20 protein-coding genes are annotated in these 18,524 nt (G+C 42.2%); 6 read left to right on the forward strand and 14 right to left on the reverse strand.

All coding sequences use genetic code 11. From position 1 onward, the window contains the following. Nucleotides 1-132: 132 nt before the first annotated feature. Nucleotides 133-1,173 (reverse strand): cell surface protein, encoded by a 1,041-nt coding sequence (locus RXV91_RS06600; RefSeq protein ID WP_316439217.1) that lies wholly within the window; start codon nt 1,171-1,173, stop codon nt 133-135. Between the two features lie 142 nt (nt 1,174-1,315). Between RXV91_RS06600 and RXV91_RS06605 the strand changes: the two genes are divergently transcribed. Further along, the gene (locus RXV91_RS06605) at nt 1,316-2,509 is read left to right on the forward strand and encodes a cyclopropane-fatty-acyl-phospholipid synthase family protein (protein WP_316439218.1); all 1,194 of its coding nucleotides are present in this window, start codon (nt 1,316-1,318) and stop codon (nt 2,507-2,509) included. 373 nt (nt 2,510-2,882) lie between these two features. Here the strand turns inward: RXV91_RS06605 and RXV91_RS06610 are convergent, their stop codons facing one another. Then, a complete protein-coding gene (locus tag RXV91_RS06610; protein ID WP_316439219.1) occupies nt 2,883-3,404 on the reverse strand; it encodes a TetR/AcrR family transcriptional regulator in 522 nt (173 codons plus the stop codon). A 163-nt stretch (nt 3,405-3,567) separates the two neighbouring features. On the opposite strand from RXV91_RS06610, the gene RXV91_RS06615 reads away from it, so the two are divergent. Beyond that, complete coding sequence (locus tag RXV91_RS06615; RefSeq protein ID WP_316439314.1) at nt 3,568-4,392, forward strand: SDR family NAD(P)-dependent oxidoreductase; 825 nt, start codon at nt 3,568-3,570, stop codon at nt 4,390-4,392. Nucleotides 4,393-4,813: 421 nt separating this feature from the next. Here RXV91_RS06615 and RXV91_RS06620 read toward each other — a convergent pair whose 3' ends face one another. Further along, nucleotides 4,814-5,875, reverse strand: coding sequence for a protein kinase domain-containing protein (locus RXV91_RS06620; protein WP_316439220.1), 1,062 nt, complete (start codon nt 5,873-5,875; stop codon nt 4,814-4,816). Nucleotides 5,876-5,939: 64 nt separating this feature from the next. Between RXV91_RS06620 and RXV91_RS06625 the strand changes: the two genes are divergently transcribed. The 3 genes from RXV91_RS06625 to RXV91_RS06635 are packed head-to-tail and all read left to right on the forward strand — an operon-like array spanning nt 5,940 to nt 7,365. Beyond that, nucleotides 5,940-6,302 carry a DUF4064 domain-containing protein gene (locus RXV91_RS06625; RefSeq protein ID WP_316439221.1) on the forward strand — a complete coding sequence of 121 codons (363 nt, stop codon included), beginning with the start codon at nt 5,940-5,942 and terminating at the stop codon, nt 6,300-6,302. 8 nt (nt 6,303-6,310) lie between these two features. Next, nucleotides 6,311-6,880, forward strand: coding sequence for a DUF4352 domain-containing protein (locus RXV91_RS06630; RefSeq protein ID WP_316439222.1), 570 nt, complete (start codon nt 6,311-6,313; stop codon nt 6,878-6,880). A gap of 50 nt (nt 6,881-6,930) precedes the next feature. Further along, complete coding sequence (locus tag RXV91_RS06635; RefSeq protein WP_316439223.1) at nt 6,931-7,365, forward strand: hypothetical protein; 435 nt, start codon at nt 6,931-6,933, stop codon at nt 7,363-7,365. 159 nt (nt 7,366-7,524) lie between these two features. Here RXV91_RS06635 and RXV91_RS06640 read toward each other — a convergent pair whose 3' ends face one another. The 5 genes from RXV91_RS06640 to RXV91_RS06660 all read right to left on the reverse strand — a co-directional run bounded on the left by RXV91_RS06640 (nt 7,525) and on the right by RXV91_RS06660 (nt 10,724). Next, nucleotides 7,525-8,241 carry a sulfite exporter TauE/SafE family protein gene (locus tag RXV91_RS06640; RefSeq protein ID WP_316439315.1) on the reverse strand — a complete coding sequence of 239 codons (717 nt, stop codon included), beginning with the start codon at nt 8,239-8,241 and terminating at the stop codon, nt 7,525-7,527. A gap of 57 nt (nt 8,242-8,298) precedes the next feature. Next, on the reverse strand, nt 8,299-8,649 hold the full coding sequence (locus RXV91_RS06645; protein ID WP_003639819.1) for an AzlD domain-containing protein: 351 nt from the start codon (nt 8,647-8,649) through the stop codon (nt 8,299-8,301). A gap of 20 nt (nt 8,650-8,669) precedes the next feature. Continuing rightward, complete coding sequence (locus tag RXV91_RS06650; RefSeq protein ID WP_033609395.1) at nt 8,670-9,455, reverse strand: AzlC family ABC transporter permease; 786 nt, start codon at nt 9,453-9,455, stop codon at nt 8,670-8,672. 136 nt (nt 9,456-9,591) lie between these two features. Then, nucleotides 9,592-10,089: an N-acetyltransferase family protein gene (locus RXV91_RS06655; protein WP_316439224.1), complete on the reverse strand. Its 498-nt coding sequence runs from the start codon at nt 10,087-10,089 to the stop codon at nt 9,592-9,594. A gap of 221 nt (nt 10,090-10,310) precedes the next feature. Next, the gene (locus RXV91_RS06660; protein WP_316439225.1) at nt 10,311-10,724 is read right to left on the reverse strand and encodes a MarR family transcriptional regulator; all 414 of its coding nucleotides are present in this window, start codon (nt 10,722-10,724) and stop codon (nt 10,311-10,313) included. A gap of 131 nt (nt 10,725-10,855) precedes the next feature. On the opposite strand from RXV91_RS06660, the gene RXV91_RS06665 reads away from it, so the two are divergent. After that, a complete protein-coding gene (locus RXV91_RS06665; protein WP_316439226.1) occupies nt 10,856-11,530 on the forward strand; it encodes a GDSL-type esterase/lipase family protein in 675 nt (224 codons plus the stop codon). Between the two features lie 142 nt (nt 11,531-11,672). Here the strand turns inward: RXV91_RS06665 and RXV91_RS06670 are convergent, their stop codons facing one another. From RXV91_RS06670 to RXV91_RS06695, 6 genes are all read right to left on the reverse strand, one after another. Beyond that, nucleotides 11,673-13,007, reverse strand: coding sequence for a D-alanyl-D-alanine carboxypeptidase family protein (locus RXV91_RS06670; RefSeq protein ID WP_316439227.1), 1,335 nt, complete (start codon nt 13,005-13,007; stop codon nt 11,673-11,675). Nucleotides 13,008-13,076: 69 nt separating this feature from the next. Continuing rightward, nucleotides 13,077-14,237, reverse strand: coding sequence for a HAMP domain-containing sensor histidine kinase (locus RXV91_RS06675; protein ID WP_316439228.1), 1,161 nt, complete (start codon nt 14,235-14,237; stop codon nt 13,077-13,079). Between the two features lie 16 nt (nt 14,238-14,253). Then, entirely contained in the window at nt 14,254-14,943 is a 690-nt protein-coding gene (locus RXV91_RS06680) for a response regulator transcription factor (protein ID WP_316439229.1), read from the reverse strand. Nucleotides 14,944-15,033: 90 nt separating this feature from the next. Further along, nucleotides 15,034-15,723, reverse strand: a complete 690-nt coding sequence (locus RXV91_RS06685; protein ID WP_316439230.1) for a YoaK family protein — start codon at nt 15,721-15,723, stop codon at nt 15,034-15,036. A gap of 583 nt (nt 15,724-16,306) precedes the next feature. Next, on the reverse strand, nt 16,307-17,458 hold the full coding sequence (locus tag RXV91_RS06690; RefSeq protein WP_316439231.1) for an IMP dehydrogenase: 1,152 nt from the start codon (nt 17,456-17,458) through the stop codon (nt 16,307-16,309). 332 nt (nt 17,459-17,790) lie between these two features. Further along, nucleotides 17,791-18,516 (reverse strand): DUF1129 domain-containing protein, encoded by a 726-nt coding sequence (locus tag RXV91_RS06695; protein WP_033610820.1) that lies wholly within the window; start codon nt 18,514-18,516, stop codon nt 17,791-17,793. Nucleotides 18,517-18,524: the final 8 nt, after the last annotated feature.

An 18,524-nucleotide genomic window follows, 5' to 3' on the forward strand; every position in this document is an offset into this window, starting at 1 on the left:
ACGGAAACCATCCGTCCTTACTCCTACATTCTATAACAGTTTTTATAAAAAAATCACCGATTGACACCTAAAAGCAGGTGTTTTCTCGATGATTGTTAGGTGGGCTTCCATACCACTATTAATTTGATTATATTACTGTAACGACTTGGCAGCTTGAGCCAGTGACATATGCTGTAAACTTGCTCGTTGCAAAATGGCTTCAATTTGGATATCGGTATACTGGTTAGCATTGAAGCCGGCTTGAGCTAATTCGGCACGGGTGGCCTGAATCTGATCAGAACTGTAATTCATCGTTTGTGCCGCCTGAGCTAATGAGAGATGTTGATCAGTCGCACGCTGAAGAATCGCACGAATTTGCGCATCACTGTAACTACTCCCATCTAACCCTTGGTTTGTTAATTCTGCACGTGTCGTTTGTACCTGACTATCACGATAACTACTGCTAGTCGCACTGGATGAAGCCGATGAATGATTGGCTGAAGCAGTTGTCGCAGATGAAGATGTCGCCGGTCGATTAGTTGCCGGCGTTCGCTGTGTCTGTCGATTACTACCAGTCATCCCCGTAGCGGCTTGTGATGCACTGGGAATGGCCGGCGTTGATCCTGTCAGCGTCTTAAGTGCAACATTATTTTGTTTCCGTAAATCTAGTACATTTTTCCGAATATCTTGATAATAACGTTGCTTAAACTGCTTATCCTGCAATAACTGGGCAATCACTACGTTAGAATCTGTAAATTCATTAGCTTTATTCAGCTCAGTGGCCTTTTGATACGCCTGCTGATATGTCTTTCGCTTGCGTTGAACTTTTTGAATCAACGTGAGCTGTGCTTGGGCCTGACTAATTAAGGTCGTTGCACCACGCTTCGTATTCTTGACCGTTATAAAATCCCGCTTAGCCGCATCAAACTTACGCGCATCCAAGGCCTGTTGACCATCAACGTAAGTCTGCGTCTGAGTTAGATAGCGCTGCGCTGCAGCACTGCTAGCCTTTGTCCGCGTCGCATGTGTAAAACTCGTTTCCGCTAACGTATAATTGCGCGCTTGTAATGCCTGTTCACCAGTTCGCATTTCAGCCGTGTATGAGTCTTCCTGTAGACGATACCGCGTGTATGAATAACTACCGACCCCCACAGCGATAATTATCGCAAATACGATCCACATCCATCTTTTCATCACGACACCCCCATCAACTGATTTTGTAATTAATTTATTATAACATGTTTATGAATTAGGTCGTGATTCGTTGTGCTTACAAAACTGTTTTCATAAGCGTATAATAATTAGTGTATTTTACGAAGAAAGGATCCTTATTGCAATGCTAGAAAAAACTTTTTACCACACTCTTCTAAGCCACTCATTCAATATGCCCGTCACAGTCAACTACTGGGATGGCAGTAGTGAAACTTATGGTGAAGGCACACCAGAAGTCACGGTGACGTTTAAAGAAGCTATTCCAATGCGCGAAATCACTAAGAATGCCTCGATTGCCCTCGGTGAAGCCTATATGGATGGCAAGATTGAAATTGATGGCAGTATTCAAAAGTTAATCGAATCCGCCTATGAATCGGCAGAAAGCTTTTTCAATAATTCCAAGTTCAAGAAGTTCATGCCTAAACAATCTCATTCTGAAAAGAAGAGCCAACAAGACATTCAAAGCCATTACGACGTTGGTAACGACTTCTATAAGATGTGGCTCGATCCAACCATGACCTATTCTTGTGCCTACTTCAAACACGATACTGATACGTTGGAAGAAGCTCAAATTCATAAGGTCCATCATATTATTCAAAAGCTCAATCCACAACCCGGCAAAACCTTGTTAGACATTGGTTGTGGTTGGGGAACATTAATGTTGACCGCCGCTAAAGAATACGGCTTAAAAGTAGTTGGCGTCACCTTATCGCAGGAACAATATAACTTGGTTGCTAAACGCATCCAAGATGAAGGCCTCAGTGACGTCGCCGAAGTCCGGTTACAAGATTACCGTGAACTTGGCGACGAAACATTCGACTACATTACCAGTGTTGGGATGTTCGAACACGTCGGTAAGGACAACTTAGCAATGTACTTTGAACGCGTTAACCACTATCTTAAGGCTGACGGGGTGGCCTTATTACACGGAATTACTCGCCAACAAGGTGGGGCCACTAACGGTTGGTTAGATAAGTACATTTTCCCAGGTGGCTACGTTCCCGGGATGACCGAAAACTTACAACACATTGTTGAAGCCGGCTTACAAGTCGCTGACGTTGAAACACTCCGTCGCCATTACCAACGGACGACTGAAATCTGGGATAAAAACTTTAACGCTAAGCGCGCTGCCATCGAAGAAAAAATGGGCGTGCGTTTCACTCGCATGTGGGATCTCTACCTACAAGCCTGTGCCGCTTCCTTCCAGTCTGGTAACATTGACGTCATGCAGTACCTCGTCACTAAGGGTGCTTCATCACGAACTTTACCAATGACTCGGAAATACATGTATGCGGATAATCGGATTAACAAAGACTAACTAAAATGTAAAAATACCAACTACGCCTCAAAGTAGTTGGTATTTTTTATACTTGGCATTCATTAACCATTGCTCATACCGGCCCGAATCTATTGACAATGATTATAATGGTCGACTCCGGCTAAGTTTATCAAACATCCACAACAGCAGAATGAATGCTAATAATCGGCTGCCGATAACCTCAGACTAAGCCCTTGTAGCTAGAGATACATTACCAACAACATGTACACAATTTTTTCTTTAACCGAACTATTTATTATTCTCTAAATGCAATGATTGAATATCTTAAACCATCAGCTTTATCCAACATCAGCAAATACAGACACAGCAAAAAAATTTTACCTTAACTAGCACAATTAAGGCCTCCCAAAAGTTAGTTAATTTGCCTAGAATTCTCGTCTAAAAATTTTGCTAACTGCTCTGGTGTCTCCGGCTGATCATGGGCAACCCAGTCAACAATAACGGTCATTAACCCAGTCGTATGATAAACGATATAGTAATGTTGATTTAGCGTTGTCAGATTTGCAATAGCAGGCTTGTTCTGACTCAATTCAATCATTACACTAGCAATTTTTTGTCGTAACTGTCCTTCTTGACCCGCCGCCAGTAAAATTTTAACAGTGGTACTATACCGTTGAAAAAAATAAACCATTTGTAAAATATATTGTGAATTGTTATGAAAACTAACAGTTGCTTTAAAATCTGCTAGCATCGTTGCAAGCTCAAAATTTAAAACCTCCACTATATTATGATAGTGTCGGTAAAACGTCGGTCTGGAGACACCGGCTACCTTAGTCAATTCACTTACCGTAATATTCGTAAAGGACTTCACTTTAACTAACCGGTCAATTGCGCCAACTAATGCTTCTTGTGTTAAATTAACAGTTTTTACCATTTACAAATTAGCTCCTTGTGTCTCATTTTAAGTTCTAAGGATTGTTTTTACTCATTCATCGCGATACACTTGTCTCAATCAAGAGACATCTGTTTCACAGCTTGGCATAAGTATAACACTAAGTAGTCCAAATACTTATCTTAAAACACACAAGGAGTTTAGTATATTGAAAAAAATAGTTGCAATTACAGGCGCAAGTAGTGGCATGGGTTTAGAAACAGCTAAATTAATGGCTGCCAATAATTGGATCGTTTACGGTGGTGCCCGCCATATTGAAAAAATTCCGACAGCTTCAAATCTTCATCCAGTAAAACTAGACGTCACAGACACCAGTTCAAATCAAAATTTTATTAACACAATTATTGCAGAACAGGGACACATCGATGTTTTAATCAATAGCGCCGGTTATGGTGAGTTAGGTCCTGTTGAAGATATTTCAATGGCCACCGCTCGACAACAATTCGAGACCAACTTTTTTGGGGCTGCCGAATTAACCAAATTAGCCTTACCACACATGCGCAAGCAGCATTCTGGTCGTATTGTAAACATTTCCTCTGTCGGTGGCGATATTTATTCACCATTGGGAGCCTATTACCACGCATCAAAAGCTGCCCTTCAACAGTGGAGCGACATCCTAGATCTAGAAGTGCAGCGTTTCAATATTAGATCCGTCATTGTTCAGCCCAGTGGTACTCGCTCGACCTGGGGTCCTATCGCGCGTCAAAGAATTTTACAAAATACCAATGGTGATTCCACTTATACCGACTTAGTCAATTTGATGACCACTACGTTAGCAGATAATGCGCGGGGCATGTCAGCAACCACCACTGATTTAGCTCAAGTTATTATTGCAGCGGCCACTGACAAGCATCCTCATCGTCGCTACTTCAACACATTCCATGACCGACTAACCGTTTTTGTGGCTCGCGCCTTACCCAACCTTTTTCGTCGGCAAATTCAACGCAGTATTACACAGCCTAAGCAGTAAGACTAGTCTCCAGCCATAAATCAAGTATTTAAATTATCAAGTATTGCCGCGTCAGTCTAATACCACTTTCTTAATAATCTCCAATGTTAAAATTCCGGTGAACAATCATCCAATATGATTGTTCACCGGAATTTTAGCATTCACGCCGCCATTATTTTTATTATTCAAAATATTCAACGATCAATTGTACCCATTAAGTGATTGCTCACCAGCCATCCGAACGACTTTGCTGATTGGCTGTACTAGAGGACATAAGAAGTACAAGTGCCGATGGACATGCAGCCATTTAATTGGCACATTTTAATCACGCTTACTAATAACTAACACAATACAGATCATTATGCATTTTGCATAAGCTTTTTTCGGATTGAACAGCTATGCTAATCATCGTACTAGCAAATGGTTAACCAGCCTACGTACATTAAGAAAAATGGTCGATCATCAAAATAATCACGAGGGCCTCCCCAGCTCTGAGCCACCAACGATAACGGGCCCACCGTTGGGACAACCAATGCCGGTGTAGCCACCGATTACCATAATGTGCGAGCACAGGTGCACCCAAGATCATAAAACTTGTTATCCAATAATTCACTTTACCAGTGACAGTGACATGATCAAAACCAGCACCGATGGCAGCAATAACGAAGAATGCATAGACAATCCAAAGCATAACCTTCAGAGTTGGCTGGATTCTCAACCACCAATAACGTATGTGGCGCGTCTTCGACATTGATTCGTTTGGTGAAGATTGTCGCCACACAGGCAATGCTGTCAACATGGCATTTGCACTCTGATAACGTCGCTGTGGATCAAGTGTCGTTGCTTTCATGATAATTGGCGCCCAAGTTTGATCTGTGGTCATCGTCTCAGCATCAAGTGGCCCATGCGGTTCATTGCCAGTCAGCAGGCAATTCAGAACTATGCCCAATGAGTAAAGGTCACTACGCTGATCCGTTTGTGCAAAGCCATAATTTTCTGGTGCGGCAAAACCACTCGTCCCTAATAACCGCGTGTCACTTTCCTGAAATTCATGGTATTGTCGGGCCGCATTGACGTCAATCAAATAGTAGTGTTCCCGATAATACATGATATTACTTAGCTTGAGGTCTCGGTGTACAATTTGTTGCTCGCCCAGTGCCCGCAGTGTTATCAACAGTTCTTGCGCAACATCCAATGTCATTTTGGGGGTAAACGATCCTTGTTCTCGCACTAAAGCCGCTAGCGTTTGACCATTGATTAGGGTTTCAACGCTCAAAATACAATCATCCGCTGTTAATAACGCTTCGATTCGGGGCATCCGAGGAACAGGATGTTGTTTTAAACGTTGTAGAACGGGAACATTATCGGAGCGCACTAATTTGGCTACCGAAACAACCTGTTGCTTCTTAACCAGCAACGGGAACTCACGCTGCGCAATTAATGGTCCTAATGGTTCATAACCCGACTCACTTAACAATTGCATTGCTTGAACAATTGGTAACACCGTGGCACCCCTCTTTCATCAAATCATTAACTTTTATCATAACCATACTTTTGGAGGAATTACAATGTCAAAATATCATAATAACGAAGTCACTACAGTCACATCGCATTCACGAACAGCCGAATTAGTCTTAGGAATTATCGGCGGCATCTTCGGTATCATTGCTGGCCTATTAGCTATGACCATCGGCGGTATCGGTAGTGCACTAGAAGCCAGTGGATCTGCTGGTGTTAGCAATCTGGGAATTGGCTGTATTATCGTTTCTGCCCTAGCCATTATTTTAAGTGTCTTTATTAACCGTAATCATGTTTTAATGGGCTGGTTGATCATCCTTTGTGGGATTCTTAACTTCGTCTTTGTCAGTTTCTTCGGGATTCTAAGTGGTTTGCTCATCGTTATTGCAGGCGGCTTAGCGCTAAGAAAGTAGGTTAATCCATGCAAAAAACTAAATCTTGGTATCAAAAATGGTGGGCGTGGGTCCTAATTGTCCTAGGTGTTTTCTTTGTTATTAGCCTTGTCAACTCCCCACAAGATAGCCAAAGTTCACAAACAGCCACGGCTAAAAAGGCGTCAGCTCGAAAAACAAGTACTAGCAAGTCCACAGCTAAGAAAACAGTGGCGAATATGAGCTATAAAGTTGGTCAAACAGCTACTATTGATCACGTTCAAGTAACTGTTAATCATGTCAAAACCGCAACCACGCTAGATGATGATCAACCAAAAACTGGCAATCAGTACTACACGGTCACCGTTACTTTAAAAAATATTGGTAAAGAAAAAATTTCTTATAACCCGTTTGACTTTAAAATCAAAGCCGCTGGCAACCAAACTAGCCTAGATGAGATCAACATTGATGAAAACAACCAATTGGATAGTGGTGATCTGACTGCTGGTGGCACTGTCAGTGGTACCATGACCGGCCAAGCTAAAGCCGATGGCACCGTTGAACTCATCTACAATCCTAGCTATTTTAGCAATCGTCATTTGACATTTAAATTACAGTAGATTCTGGTACACTAATACTAATCAGTAAATGGTATTAGGAGGCGCTAACCGTGGTAGAACGTGCAACTAGAGAACTATTTAACGAAATCAAACATGCAAGTGAGGCCGACCAATTTATGACGAATATGGCCAGTAGTTTTATCCGTACCAATCCGGCGGAATACCTCGCCGAACTTATTCAGATCAAGCACGTCACTAAAAGCCAAGTGATCCGACGCGCTAATCTAACACCCTCGATTGGCTATCAGTACTTTGATGGCAAGCGCCGCCCAAACCGAGCCCGCATCATCGCCCTCGGATTCGGTTTTCAACTAACCCTAACCGAGCTCAACACGATGCTCAAGCGAACCGGTTACGCCGTCCTTTATGCCAAGGATGAATGGGATGCGCTGATTATCTTCGCGCTTAATCAGCAATTCACGCTCAATCGAACAGACGAACTGTTATATGAGTATGGTTTAGGAACGATTACCGACGAAGATTAGCCTACCAAATACAGGTTAATTCGAAATAAATTAATCTCAATAGCAAACGGGCTTCACAAGAATGAATCAAAAATTCTTGTGAAGCCCGTTTAGTATTGAACAACTGTACGAAATCCAGAATCGACATTAAGCATATGTATCCTTACCAGTTCATCGCAACTAAGCAAGTAAATAATACCCGCCACTTAGCCCAATGAATAAATAAATTAACCGACGAACGACCATCATCGGCAGCCGTGGTAAAATTCGCGCCGCAATTACCGTCCCAATCACCGCACCTAACATACCAATCAAAATATGGGGAATCAAGACTGGGGTCAGAATACCGTTTAGTGCCCGGACCGTCGAAATATATATGACATCAATTAAAAAGAAGGTCTGCAAATTACCCAAGTAGTCCGCAGTTGTATCAGCAAGTGATAGAAAATATAATGCCATTAATGGCCCCCCAATACCAAACAGACCGTTAAAAAAGCCGGAGACAATCATAAACAGACCAGCTAACCACCACGGATAGCTTTGGGTCGCCGCACGTTTGCTAAAGCTAAAATATAATGCCAATGCTAATAGTAGTGCCCCCAACAAGCGGCGCAACAATTGAACGTCTAGTACCTGACCCAAATGCACCGAATAAGCCGCCACGCTCGCATAAACGATAAATGGGATGATAATTTGCCGCAAATGAATATGGTGCCGATTACGCCAAACGAGAGTCAGGACACTAGCCGCCATAATAACGCCAGCCACCGCCGCACTTTGCGCGATTGGAAAAAGTTGTGGTAAAAAAATCATCATAACGATTGCCGCACCAAACCCGGTCAAACCCTGGACAAGTCCAGCCATTAATCCTGGTAAAAAAACTAGTAACCACGCCATCATTATCCCCCCTTTGGCATAATAAAAAAGAACCGGATCACCCAGTTCCAACTAAAGCTAGATATGAATTAATAACACGAAAACCATCACTGAAACTAAGCCAATCACAACTGATAACGTCATTGAACGGGTTCGATAAGCCACAAACCCAACGAGGATGGCAGAAATAATCATGCCTAAGTTACCAGACGTGATCACCGCATACTTACTATCGATAAAGACACTTTTAACAACTAACGCCGTGAATAGCGAGACGGGTACAAACCGCATCCATTCATTAAACCATTCTGGAATTTTGCGCTTCGTAAAGAATAGTAGTGGAAAGAACCGTGGTATAAAGGCAACACACGCACAAAAAATGACCAACCAAAAATGGTCCATACTACTCATTGAGCTGACTGATTGCATAAGAAAAACCCCTCTGTGCCTTACTTGTCAGATTCTTCCATGGCAGCTTGGCCAGTAGGATCGTGAACCTTATAAAGTAAATGACTTTCTGGCTTATGTGCTAACAAGTAACGTTCAATAAAGTAACCGGTCAACGATGCAAGTAACGTTGAGACGACCAGTCCCAATGTACTCTTCATTAAGACCAGAAAACCAATCGTTAGAACACCTGACAACGCGGCAACTAAGATAATCAAGCGACTCTTAGTTTGCATAATTGCCATATAAATGAATAACGCCGTTAAAGCAAAATCCACTACTTGGAGATTAATCGTCAGTGCACTACCAATCAAGCTACCGATAATATTACTTACCGTCCAAAATAATAACGAATAGTGCTCGACCAATAAGGCTTGCGACGGTTTCCAGTGTTTATCCGTTGCAAACTTCAAGTAATTAACCGCATAATTTTCATCATTCATCGAAAATGCAAACGTAAAAATAAACGGTAACGATTGCCCCTTTAAGTACCGCGATAAGCTGGAACCTAGTAAAGCGTATCGTAACTCCAAGAAAAACATCATCAAAATAATGGTTGTCATCGGTGCGTTAATCGTCAGCATCGATGCAATTAAAAATTGGGCGCCACCGGAAAAGACCATTACCGAAATTAACGCCGTCAGTAAATGGTTGAACCCGGCCGCATGCAATAGCACCCCACAAGCTAACCCAATGGGAATATAGCTAAGCCCAAGTGGCATTACTGTTCGTAAGACCACTAACCAATTTGGCTCGTTCTTTTTCACCAAGAATGCCTCCAGTACCATACCAGTAAAGAATTCTAGCAACAACAGCAAGCGTCAAACTACTTAGACACTCGACCTCAATTTTAACATGTTTTTTACGGCAATCCTACACTTTGTTAACTTTTTAGCTGTATGTAAGCGGTATCACAGCTATTTTTTAATTGAAATGTTGTCCTAAAATCACTAAATCATTAGGACGACCACCTAATTCAGCAACCTCAGGCAGAAAGCCCCACTGTTCATAGCCAAATTTTTTGAACAGCTTGATGCTTGGAATATTACTTGAAAAAATATAAGCGATAATCGTTGTTAATCCCAACACAGGTAATTGTTTAGGAACTAATGTCAAAACCTGGCTACCGATTCCCTGTCCTTGAACACTGCGATCCAAATAAACTGAAATTTCAGTCGTCTTTGCATACGCTGCCCGTCCATAAAATGGTGACAGACTAACCCAACCGACCACTGAGTCGTCCTTTACAACAACCCACAGCGGATAGTGTTCAGGGGTATGACTCAAAAACCAATTTCGACGTTGCTCAACCGTAACTGGTTTAAGATCAGCCGTCACTTGATGACCCGGAATCGTTTGATTATAAATATCTACAATAATTGGTAAATCTGACATGGTTGCAGTTCGTAATGATACACTCATAGGTGACTTCCACTCCATTCAGCTTAACTACTGTTATCAGTCTTTATTATACATTTAATCATCTAAAAGCGGGCGTACTTTTCATCTGTTTTTAGATGACTTAAATAAGATTAAGTGTCCTGGCACAAGCAGAATCAGAACTAAGCTCGCTTTTCTTCGATCATCAGAAAAAATAAGACACTTCTACCTTCCTCACACTTTGATATTGCTGCAACAGCCGGCTAACTTGGTATTTTTATTTTTGCAACTAATTGTCGCAATTGTTGGCGCTCATCAGCCGATAAGTTAGTTAACATTTCTTGATGGATTCGCTGCCGGGTTACTTTGAACGTTTCAGCAAGCTTTTGCCCATCGTCAGTTACAAAAATATTTTTATTTCGCGAGTTATCACTCGGTATTTGACGAATAATCAACCCCTGCTGCTCCATATTTTTAAGCATCACCGATACCGTCGCTGCTTTGCGTCCAATAAGTTCAACGATATTACGTTGAATAATACCTGGATGGGCAGCAATGTATGTTAAAACCATCAGTTGTTGGGTCGGCACATGGTTGGTCATTTTTTCACGTACCAACACTTCTTCCCCGCGTACGACTTGGTGAAATAATGCAATTGTTGCTTCTATATCTGCCATATTCTCACACTCCATGGTCTTAAGTATACCAAATTTAATTAGTTATTAGAATTGTTTGACAGACTAACTTCAAAGAGTTAGCATTACGAACAGTTAATCAAACTAACATTGCTAAGAAATGAGGCTTTATTATGACCAATGAATCAATCCAATTAACTAATCTCGATCCCCGCATCATCCAATTTCAAAACAATATTCGTGAAAAATATAGCGCTGCTAATCAAACTGCACTCAAAGGGCAAATTGTCATTACTGGTTCATCGACCGTCGAAATTTTTCCAATCGAAAAACTCCAAACAAAACTGCATCTCAAGCACAAAATCTATAATCGTGGCATTCGCGCAACAACGACTGCTGACGAGCTTAATCATATGGATACGCTGATTTTCGATCTCCAGCCCAGTATCCTTTTCCTGCAAATTGGCGCCAATGATATGGGCTTCAACCTGTCAGAAAAAACAATGATGCAAAATTACGATCAAATCATGACTCAAGTTGCTAGTAAACTACCGAAGACACAAGTCTATATTATGGCTTATTATCCTATCAATACAGTTGCTAACTTTAACACCGCCGATGCTTCACATCCGAATGTCGCGCAATATCGGACTAATGCGATGACCAGGGCTGCAAATATTAAAGTTAAAGCCCTTGCTGCAAAGCATAACTTTGATTTCATTGACTTGAATGCCGGACTAACTGATACTGATGGTAATTTGAAGAAAGAACTTACTTTTGATGGTCTTCACCCACTACCAGCTGGTTATGACATTATCTTTAGTAATCTATCACCTTATTTGAAATAGGCATGCTTAGCTATATTACTTAGCATCGAAAAAGCGCCCCGCTAGAATTATAAGTATCCCAGCGAAGCGTTTTTTAACAAGCTATTCTAATTAATATAATGTGACCAATTTAGCACTTTGTAGCGTATTCAAACGCGATTGTTTAGTTAAACCAGCTCTTAACTCCACGCCACATCCGAACAAAAATGTTCGCTTTGTCGATCGACTTCTTAGGCGTTACATTGATAGTCAGGTTTTTACTTGTCGTTCCGTCAACTACCTTAATCGCTTTTTTGCTTAGGTTCAAGTTAACAGTACCGACCGTCTTACCATTCTTAACGGGCGCTTGTAGCTTACCGGCCGTTGTCGCCGACTTCTTCAAGCTGACCTTACCAGTAACGGCACTAGCATCCGTCCCGGTTGGCAAGTAAATCTTGGTTATACCACTATTTGAAACGAGTTGCGACGTTAAGGACTTCCCATCTTGGACATCAACGGCTTTCACACCATTGATCTTGCCATGCTTGTTAATCGTCGTAGTCGTGTAGTTGTGGTAAACATACGACATGATTTCAGCCGTTTGAGTAAAACGTTCCGTCCCACTATCGTTAGCGGCGCCAGCATGCATGACGACCGTAATGATTCGGTTACCATTGCTAAACTTAACGGTTCCAGTGAAGGCATTCCCAGCCTTAGTGGAAGTCCCCGTCTTCAAACCATCCACAGGAAGTGCGGAGTAATGCTTAACCAGTCCTTTGAGCATGTAGTTCCGGTTATCCATCTTGGTTGCTGAACTAGTGCCCTTTTCAAACCAAGCATGGGCAATGCTGGAAGTCTTTAAAACTTCTGGGTAATCTGATAATAGCTTTTGCGCAACGGTAGCAACATCTTGTGCTGACATTTCGTTTTCAGCACTAGCTGCAACGTTACTATACCCAATCGTGCTGCCAACTTCTTTATTGGTTAACCCACTAGCATTAATAATGGTAGCGTCCGTGATGCCCCATGATTTGGCTGTTTTCCGCATCAATTCAACAAACTTATGTGGTGTTCCAGCAACCGCATCACCCAAAGCCGTTACAGCTGCGTTAGCGGAATAAATTTCAGTTGCATTATACAACTGACGCACCGAATATGTCTTCGTTGATAATAACGGAACGTTCGCATATTCCGTATTCTGACTCATCTTAGCGACTGCTTTGCTAACACTGATCTTCTGATTCCATGATAATTTACCTTCATGAATGGCCTTGAGGATTAAATAAGTGCTCAACATCTTAGTCATCGACGCAATCGCCATTGGTTGACTACTGTTTTTATCATAAAGAATCTGACCAGTCGACGCGTCCACTGCAATCGCAGCCTTCGCAGAAATCGATGGTGTACTGGCTGCTTGGGCTTGAAGGTCAGTCCCCGCAATTCCCAAACCAGCTGTACTAAACGTAACTGCCGCAACGAGGGCAATCATAGCTTTCTTTAACTTTCCCGCAAATCTCATGTCTCAATTATCCCTTTCTTAATTGCTAATGCTAATTTTAGTTTAAATAATTATGTCTGTGGAAACAAGTTAATTTATCATATTCGATTGTTTTTTTGTTAATGGCTGATCATGTTTTACTGGCAAATGAATGACAAAGCTCGTCTGCTCATCATCACTTTGGGCATAAATGTAGCCACCGTGATGTTCCACGATACTTTGTGCGATAGCCAAGCCCAGTCCTGACCCACCAGTCGCCTTAGAACGTGATTCTTCGACCCGGTAAAACCGTTCAAATAAACGACTCAATGATTCGGCTGGAATCCGCTGGCCATCATTCGTTACATGAATCACAACTTCTTCACCACGTTGCTCGGCTTGTAACACCACGTTTTTAGCACCAGTACCATACTTAAACGCGTTAGTAATCAAATTACTGAAGACTCGCCCCAGTTTCTCCGCATCCGCTTCAATATAAATCGGCTGCGAACCACTCTCCACTTCAATTTTCAGATGCTTTTTATTAGCTTCCAATTCAAAACTAGCCGCTAATTGTTCAAGCATCGCCGTCAAGTTCAACCGATTAATGGCTAAGGGAGTCTCAGTCTGACGTGATTTCGTATACTCAAATAAATCTTCAACAAGTGATTTCATTTGAGTTGCCTTCAAATAAGCAATATGCGCGTATTTGATCAAGTCTTCTTCTGACTGGTATTGCTGATTTTCAATCAAGCCTAAATATCCAATAATCGACGTCAGTGGCGTTCGAATATCATGACTCACATTAGTGATGAGCGCATCCTTCGACCGTTCAATCTCACGTTCTTCGTCCATCGAATGGATAGCAGAATCTACCAAAGCATTGACACTTTCAACGACCCGTTGCGTATCGCCAGTCAAATTAAAATCAATTCGATGATCAAAATGCCCCGCGGCAATATAATGCAACTCACTAATAATATGTCGCAACTGCATTTGTTTATAGCGCCGAATCAACCGCCAATATAATACAAAGCCATCCGCAATGAGCATCAGCCCGATAAAGATATTTTCATAACTCCATAACTGATAATTATTAGGACCAATCGTAATTGACCGTTTAATTTGAAAAATACCACTCTGCAAACCTGGATTATGCGCAATCGTACTGTTGATCAGCACAACGATCGACAAGTTCAAAAGGAGTAGCAAAATCACCGTCACTACCCCTTCAAAAAACAATTCACTTTTTTCGCGCCCCGTTAATTTCAAAAGCTAGCCCTCACTTTTAACGCGATTCAATCTTATAACCAACGCCCCAAACAGTCTGAATGACCTTTTCACCATCCGTGGCTTCTTCGATTTTATCTCGCAAATGACTCACGTGCACCATCACCGTCTTGGCTGAGACGATACTTTCTTGTTGCCAAACTCGTTCAAAAATATCATCAGCTGAAAAGACCCGGTTAGGATGACTCGCGAGCAAGTACAAAATACCGAACTCTAACGCGGTTAATTGAATATCCTTACCCGTCAATGTCTTCACTTCATGTGAATCCTTATTGATCGTTAGTGGCCCAATGTCCAACACATCTGGTTCCGTGGTGGTCACATTATTTTCAGAACGCCGTAACAACGACTTAACCCGTGCCATAATTTCTAGCGGATTAAATGGTTTGGTGACATAATCATCAGCGCCCGTAATTAACCCTTGAATCTTGTCCATATCGCCTGTTTTAGCAGACAAGACTAAGATTGGAAGTTGTGAATCTTTCCGCACTTCCTTAATTACTTCAATTCCATCCATCTCAGGCATCATGATGTCCAAGATCATTAACGCGATGTCCGGATTCGTATTTAATTTAGTTAAGGCTTCGCGTCCATTATAAGCACTAACTGGTTCATAACCTTCGTTTTTAATATAAATTTCTAATAGTTGTGCAATTTCTTTGTCGTCATCGACTACTAAAATTTTCATAGTGTTTTTCTCCTTAAATAATTCTATTTTTATTCTACCAAAAAAGCGGCCGAGCTTGGCAGTTAACGATTGATTTTAGAGAAAACGCAACTATTCCTCGCCATTTGCAGCGCGGTAAACTAATAGCCAGGTATAGTAACCACCCACCAATACTAACAGTCCCGCTGCGATCCAAATCGTCCGTAACGTCCACCACCGTTGCAAGATAGCAGAGACAATCGCGCCTCCGGCAAAACTTAATACTAATTCCCAATACACTAGCCCAGTTGCCAAATCAGTCCGTGAACCTGCTAACCAATAGTTAGTCAGCGCCACTGTCGCTTTCTTTAGGTTGCCAGTAGAGAACACGTTATTATAGCCATAGCCAGCAATCGCACTAAAGGCCGTCGTCTGCATCGCCATCACGAACGCGAGCGGCGGGACAACTACAGCATTACTAACAGTTGCCGGTAATGCTCCGACCATTAAACAAACAACTAGTCCTGCTACCAAAACGGGCAAGCGCCAATAGTGTGAGTGCGCACCTAACCATTGTTTCAATATACCCACGACAATCACACCTAGCGTAAAAAAGAGGACCGTTGCTAATTTAGTCAGCACACCCGGTAAATTCCACTGGGCCACATCAACACTGAGAAAAATTAAATTGCCCGTTTGACCAGCCGCTAAGACACCTCCCCGTTGTATGAACGTGTATGCGTCAATAAAGCCACCGATAAAAGTTAAGCCCAAGCCAATCTCTCGTAATTGAAATAAATGGCGTGACTGAAACCGTTGCATCTACTCACCTACTTAATATACTGAATTTGGCACCTCACTAAACTGGTACAGTACATTTTAATAAGTCCATCATAGCGCAATTACTCATCAGTGCCTAACACAAACGCGCCGTTAGCTCATTACAGGTTAAGTGGCGCGTTCATAAAACACTTAATCATTACAGCATTACTGATAATTCTATTGTCAGCTATTTTTGGTGGTTAAATAATCATTAAACGTTGATGCAAATTGTCCATCGATTGCCTTAACATGTCCGCTTTGAAAAGTGACCGAATCGTCGCAACCTACTAACTGATACCTCATGATATAAATAACCCCATCCCTTAAACAGTTAGTACTACGATAGCATTAAAATTCTAACAGATTTCATAAGTAACATAATCGTATTCAGAACCAATACAGGCGTTGCAATCAAACTAGCAAATAACGGGCAATCTACCTAAACGTTAAGTCCACGCTTTTCTCAATTCCAATCAGCACTATACATAAAAAAACGTAGAACCAAAAGATAGGTTCTACGCTTACTTGAAAATTATTTCTAAACCGAATTCCACTGGCTAGTCAAGCCATTGGTACAGTCAGTTTAACCGTTAACTGAATAGTTAGGAGCATTTTTTGTAATTTGAATTTCATGCGGGTGTGATTCGCGTAAACCAGCGCCAGAAATCTCAACAAACTGAGCGTTTTCAATCAAAGCTGCAATATCTTTAGCGCCTACATAACCCATACCAGACCGTAAACCGCCTAACATTTGGAAGATAATATCGTCAACGCTACCCTTGAATGGGACGCGGCCTTCAACCCCTTCTGGGACTAACTTGTTTGCTTCGTTCACGCCACCTTGGAAGTACCGGTCAGAAGAACCATGAGCTTGTGACATGGCGCCAACGGAACCCATCCCCCGATAAAACTTGTATTGACGACCATCGTCAAAGACAACTTCACCAGGTGCTTCGGCCGTTCCAGCTAACATACTACCGAGCATCACGGCGTTACCACCGGCGGCTAACGCCTTAACAATATCACCAGAATACTTGATCCCGCCATCCGCGATGATCGTCTTACCGTATTCTTGAGCAACACTGGCTGCATCATAAACAGCTGTTAATTGAGGTACGCCAACACCAGCAACGATCCGAGTCGTACAAATCGAACCAGGACCGATACCCACTTTAACAACGTCGACACCGGCTTCAAATAAAGCACGAGTGCCCTCTGCTGTCGCAACGTTACCAGCAATCAATGTCTGATCCGGAAAATGGGCCCGAATTTCTTTGATCTTCCGAAGCACACCAGCGGAATGACCATGGGCCGTATCGATAACGATGGCATCGGCACCGGCTTCAAACAAAGCCTCGGCCCGATCAAAAGTGTCACTAGTGACCCCAACAGCCGCAACGGCCAATAAATGGTTATTGGCATCAACGGCGGCGTGTGGATGATCATCATCCTTAACGACCGCTTTGATCTTCTTAACTTCTTCAGCCTGCGCTTCAATGCTTAAGTTCTTATGGATAACCGCTAAACCACCTTGGTTGGCCATTGCGATTCCCATTGCGGATTCTGAAACAGTATCCATTCCCGCACTAATAATTGGAATATTCAGCTGTAAATTATCGGCAAGTTTAACACCTAAATTGACTTCATTCGGTAAAACATGACTTTCGGCCGGAATTAATAGTACATCATCGAACGTATAACCCTTTTTTCCAAACTTTGTATCCCAATTAGACATTGAACGTTAGCTCCTTATGTTTTTATTTTTATCTGTAAAGGTAACAAAACATCGCGTTAAATGCAAGGGGTTACGCTGATTTTCAGGAAGTTCTTATTTTCAGAGTGTGAAGGCCCTGGATGCCTGAACACGTTTCAAAAGAGTGTGAAGGCCATCTGGATTGAGTTTGGACACGTTGCGCTCCCTTTGCATTTACGAATTAAGTTATAATCATTAACACAGCCGGTTCCCTCTAGTTCACAAGTCAACTGTGTCACTAATCAAGCCATTCACAACTAGTAGAGAACAAAAAGACAAGCTGACTTAACATCAACTTGTCTTTCAATCCGAACCTAAAACATGCTCGTCGTAATATTAAAGCGCCGCTTCAGCCACATCCGGGCGAAGAAGACAACGACCGCAATAATCAAGTACGCAATTCCTGGTAAGACAGGATTTAATGGTCCTTGAATCATTGACATCGTGGTAAAGACTAACATCCAAACAATGATGGCCAATACAGACCATAAAATCTTTTTCCACAATGAAACTTTCTTGCCGTCTTTAGCAGGCATCAAGTACTCGAACAGCTTAGCAACCCCTAAACCACCGATAGCCGACGTAATCAAAATAGCTGTAATCCCATTAGCACCAGCCGAATTCTTAGTAGCATTCGTCCCGATAAAGCCCATGATTCCGTACATTAAGCAGAAAATCATGAATAACATCAGACCATTATCCAAGGCCGTAACCCAATAGTTCGCTTTTTGGCGTTCAACAGGGGTCTTCTTCGGATTAACAATTTCTTCGGTCCGTTCTTGAACCGTCCCATATAATTGACGGGCGGTAGTCCCACGACCTTGTTCTGCTAATAACGTAGTCGTCATTTCGTTAAGCACTGCCGTTTTCTTTTCAGCAGCTAATGACGTTCCATCAAGTGACTTGCGCATTTGTCGCATGTATTCGGCATTGCGCTTCGTTAATTCGGTCGCCTCTTGAATAGGCCGTTCTGCAACTTTGGCCTGTTTTGCACCAGCCGCTGCGTTTCTGGGTGTCTTTGAAGTCTCACTTTCACTCACTATACAAA

Origin of the sequence: Lactiplantibacillus sp. DA1 (assembly GCF_032681335.1) — a bacterium.
GTDB lineage: Bacteria > Bacillota > Bacilli > Lactobacillales > Lactobacillaceae > Lactiplantibacillus.

Bases quoted from the DNA above. Each gene is read 5' to 3' on its own strand.
- RXV91_RS06645 (WP_003639819.1), bottom strand. From the start codon at position 8,649: ATGCAATCAGTCAGCTCAATGAGTAGTATGGACCATTTTTGGTTGGTC.
- RXV91_RS06625 (WP_316439221.1), top strand. From the start codon at position 5,940: ATGTCAAAATATCATAATAACGAAGTCACTACAGTCACATCGCATTCA.
- RXV91_RS06690 (WP_316439231.1), bottom strand. From the start codon at position 17,458: ATGTCTAATTGGGATACAAAGTTTGGAAAAAAGGGTTATACGTTCGAT.
- RXV91_RS06660 (WP_316439225.1), bottom strand. From the start codon at position 10,724: ATGGCAGATATAGAAGCAACAATTGCATTATTTCACCAAGTCGTACGC.
- RXV91_RS06605 (WP_316439218.1), top strand. From the start codon at position 1,316: ATGCTAGAAAAAACTTTTTACCACACTCTTCTAAGCCACTCATTCAAT.
- RXV91_RS06655 (WP_316439224.1), bottom strand. From the start codon at position 10,089: ATGAGTGTATCATTACGAACTGCAACCATGTCAGATTTACCAATTATT.
- RXV91_RS06650 (WP_033609395.1), bottom strand. From the start codon at position 9,455: ATGGTACTGGAGGCATTCTTGGTGAAAAAGAACGAGCCAAATTGGTTA.
- RXV91_RS06640 (WP_316439315.1), bottom strand. From the start codon at position 8,241: ATGGCGTGGTTACTAGTTTTTTTACCAGGATTAATGGCTGGACTTGTC.
- RXV91_RS06630 (WP_316439222.1), top strand. From the start codon at position 6,311: ATGCAAAAAACTAAATCTTGGTATCAAAAATGGTGGGCGTGGGTCCTA.
- RXV91_RS06685 (WP_316439230.1), bottom strand. From the start codon at position 15,723: ATGCAACGGTTTCAGTCACGCCATTTATTTCAATTACGAGAGATTGGC.
- RXV91_RS06610 (WP_316439219.1), bottom strand. From the start codon at position 3,404: ATGGTAAAAACTGTTAATTTAACACAAGAAGCATTAGTTGGCGCAATT.
- RXV91_RS06665 (WP_316439226.1), top strand. From the start codon at position 10,856: ATGACCAATGAATCAATCCAATTAACTAATCTCGATCCCCGCATCATC.
- RXV91_RS06680 (WP_316439229.1), bottom strand. From the start codon at position 14,943: ATGAAAATTTTAGTAGTCGATGACGACAAAGAAATTGCACAACTATTA.
- RXV91_RS06670 (WP_316439227.1), bottom strand. From the start codon at position 13,007: ATGAGATTTGCGGGAAAGTTAAAGAAAGCTATGATTGCCCTCGTTGCG.
- RXV91_RS06600 (WP_316439217.1), bottom strand. From the start codon at position 1,173: ATGAAAAGATGGATGTGGATCGTATTTGCGATAATTATCGCTGTGGGG.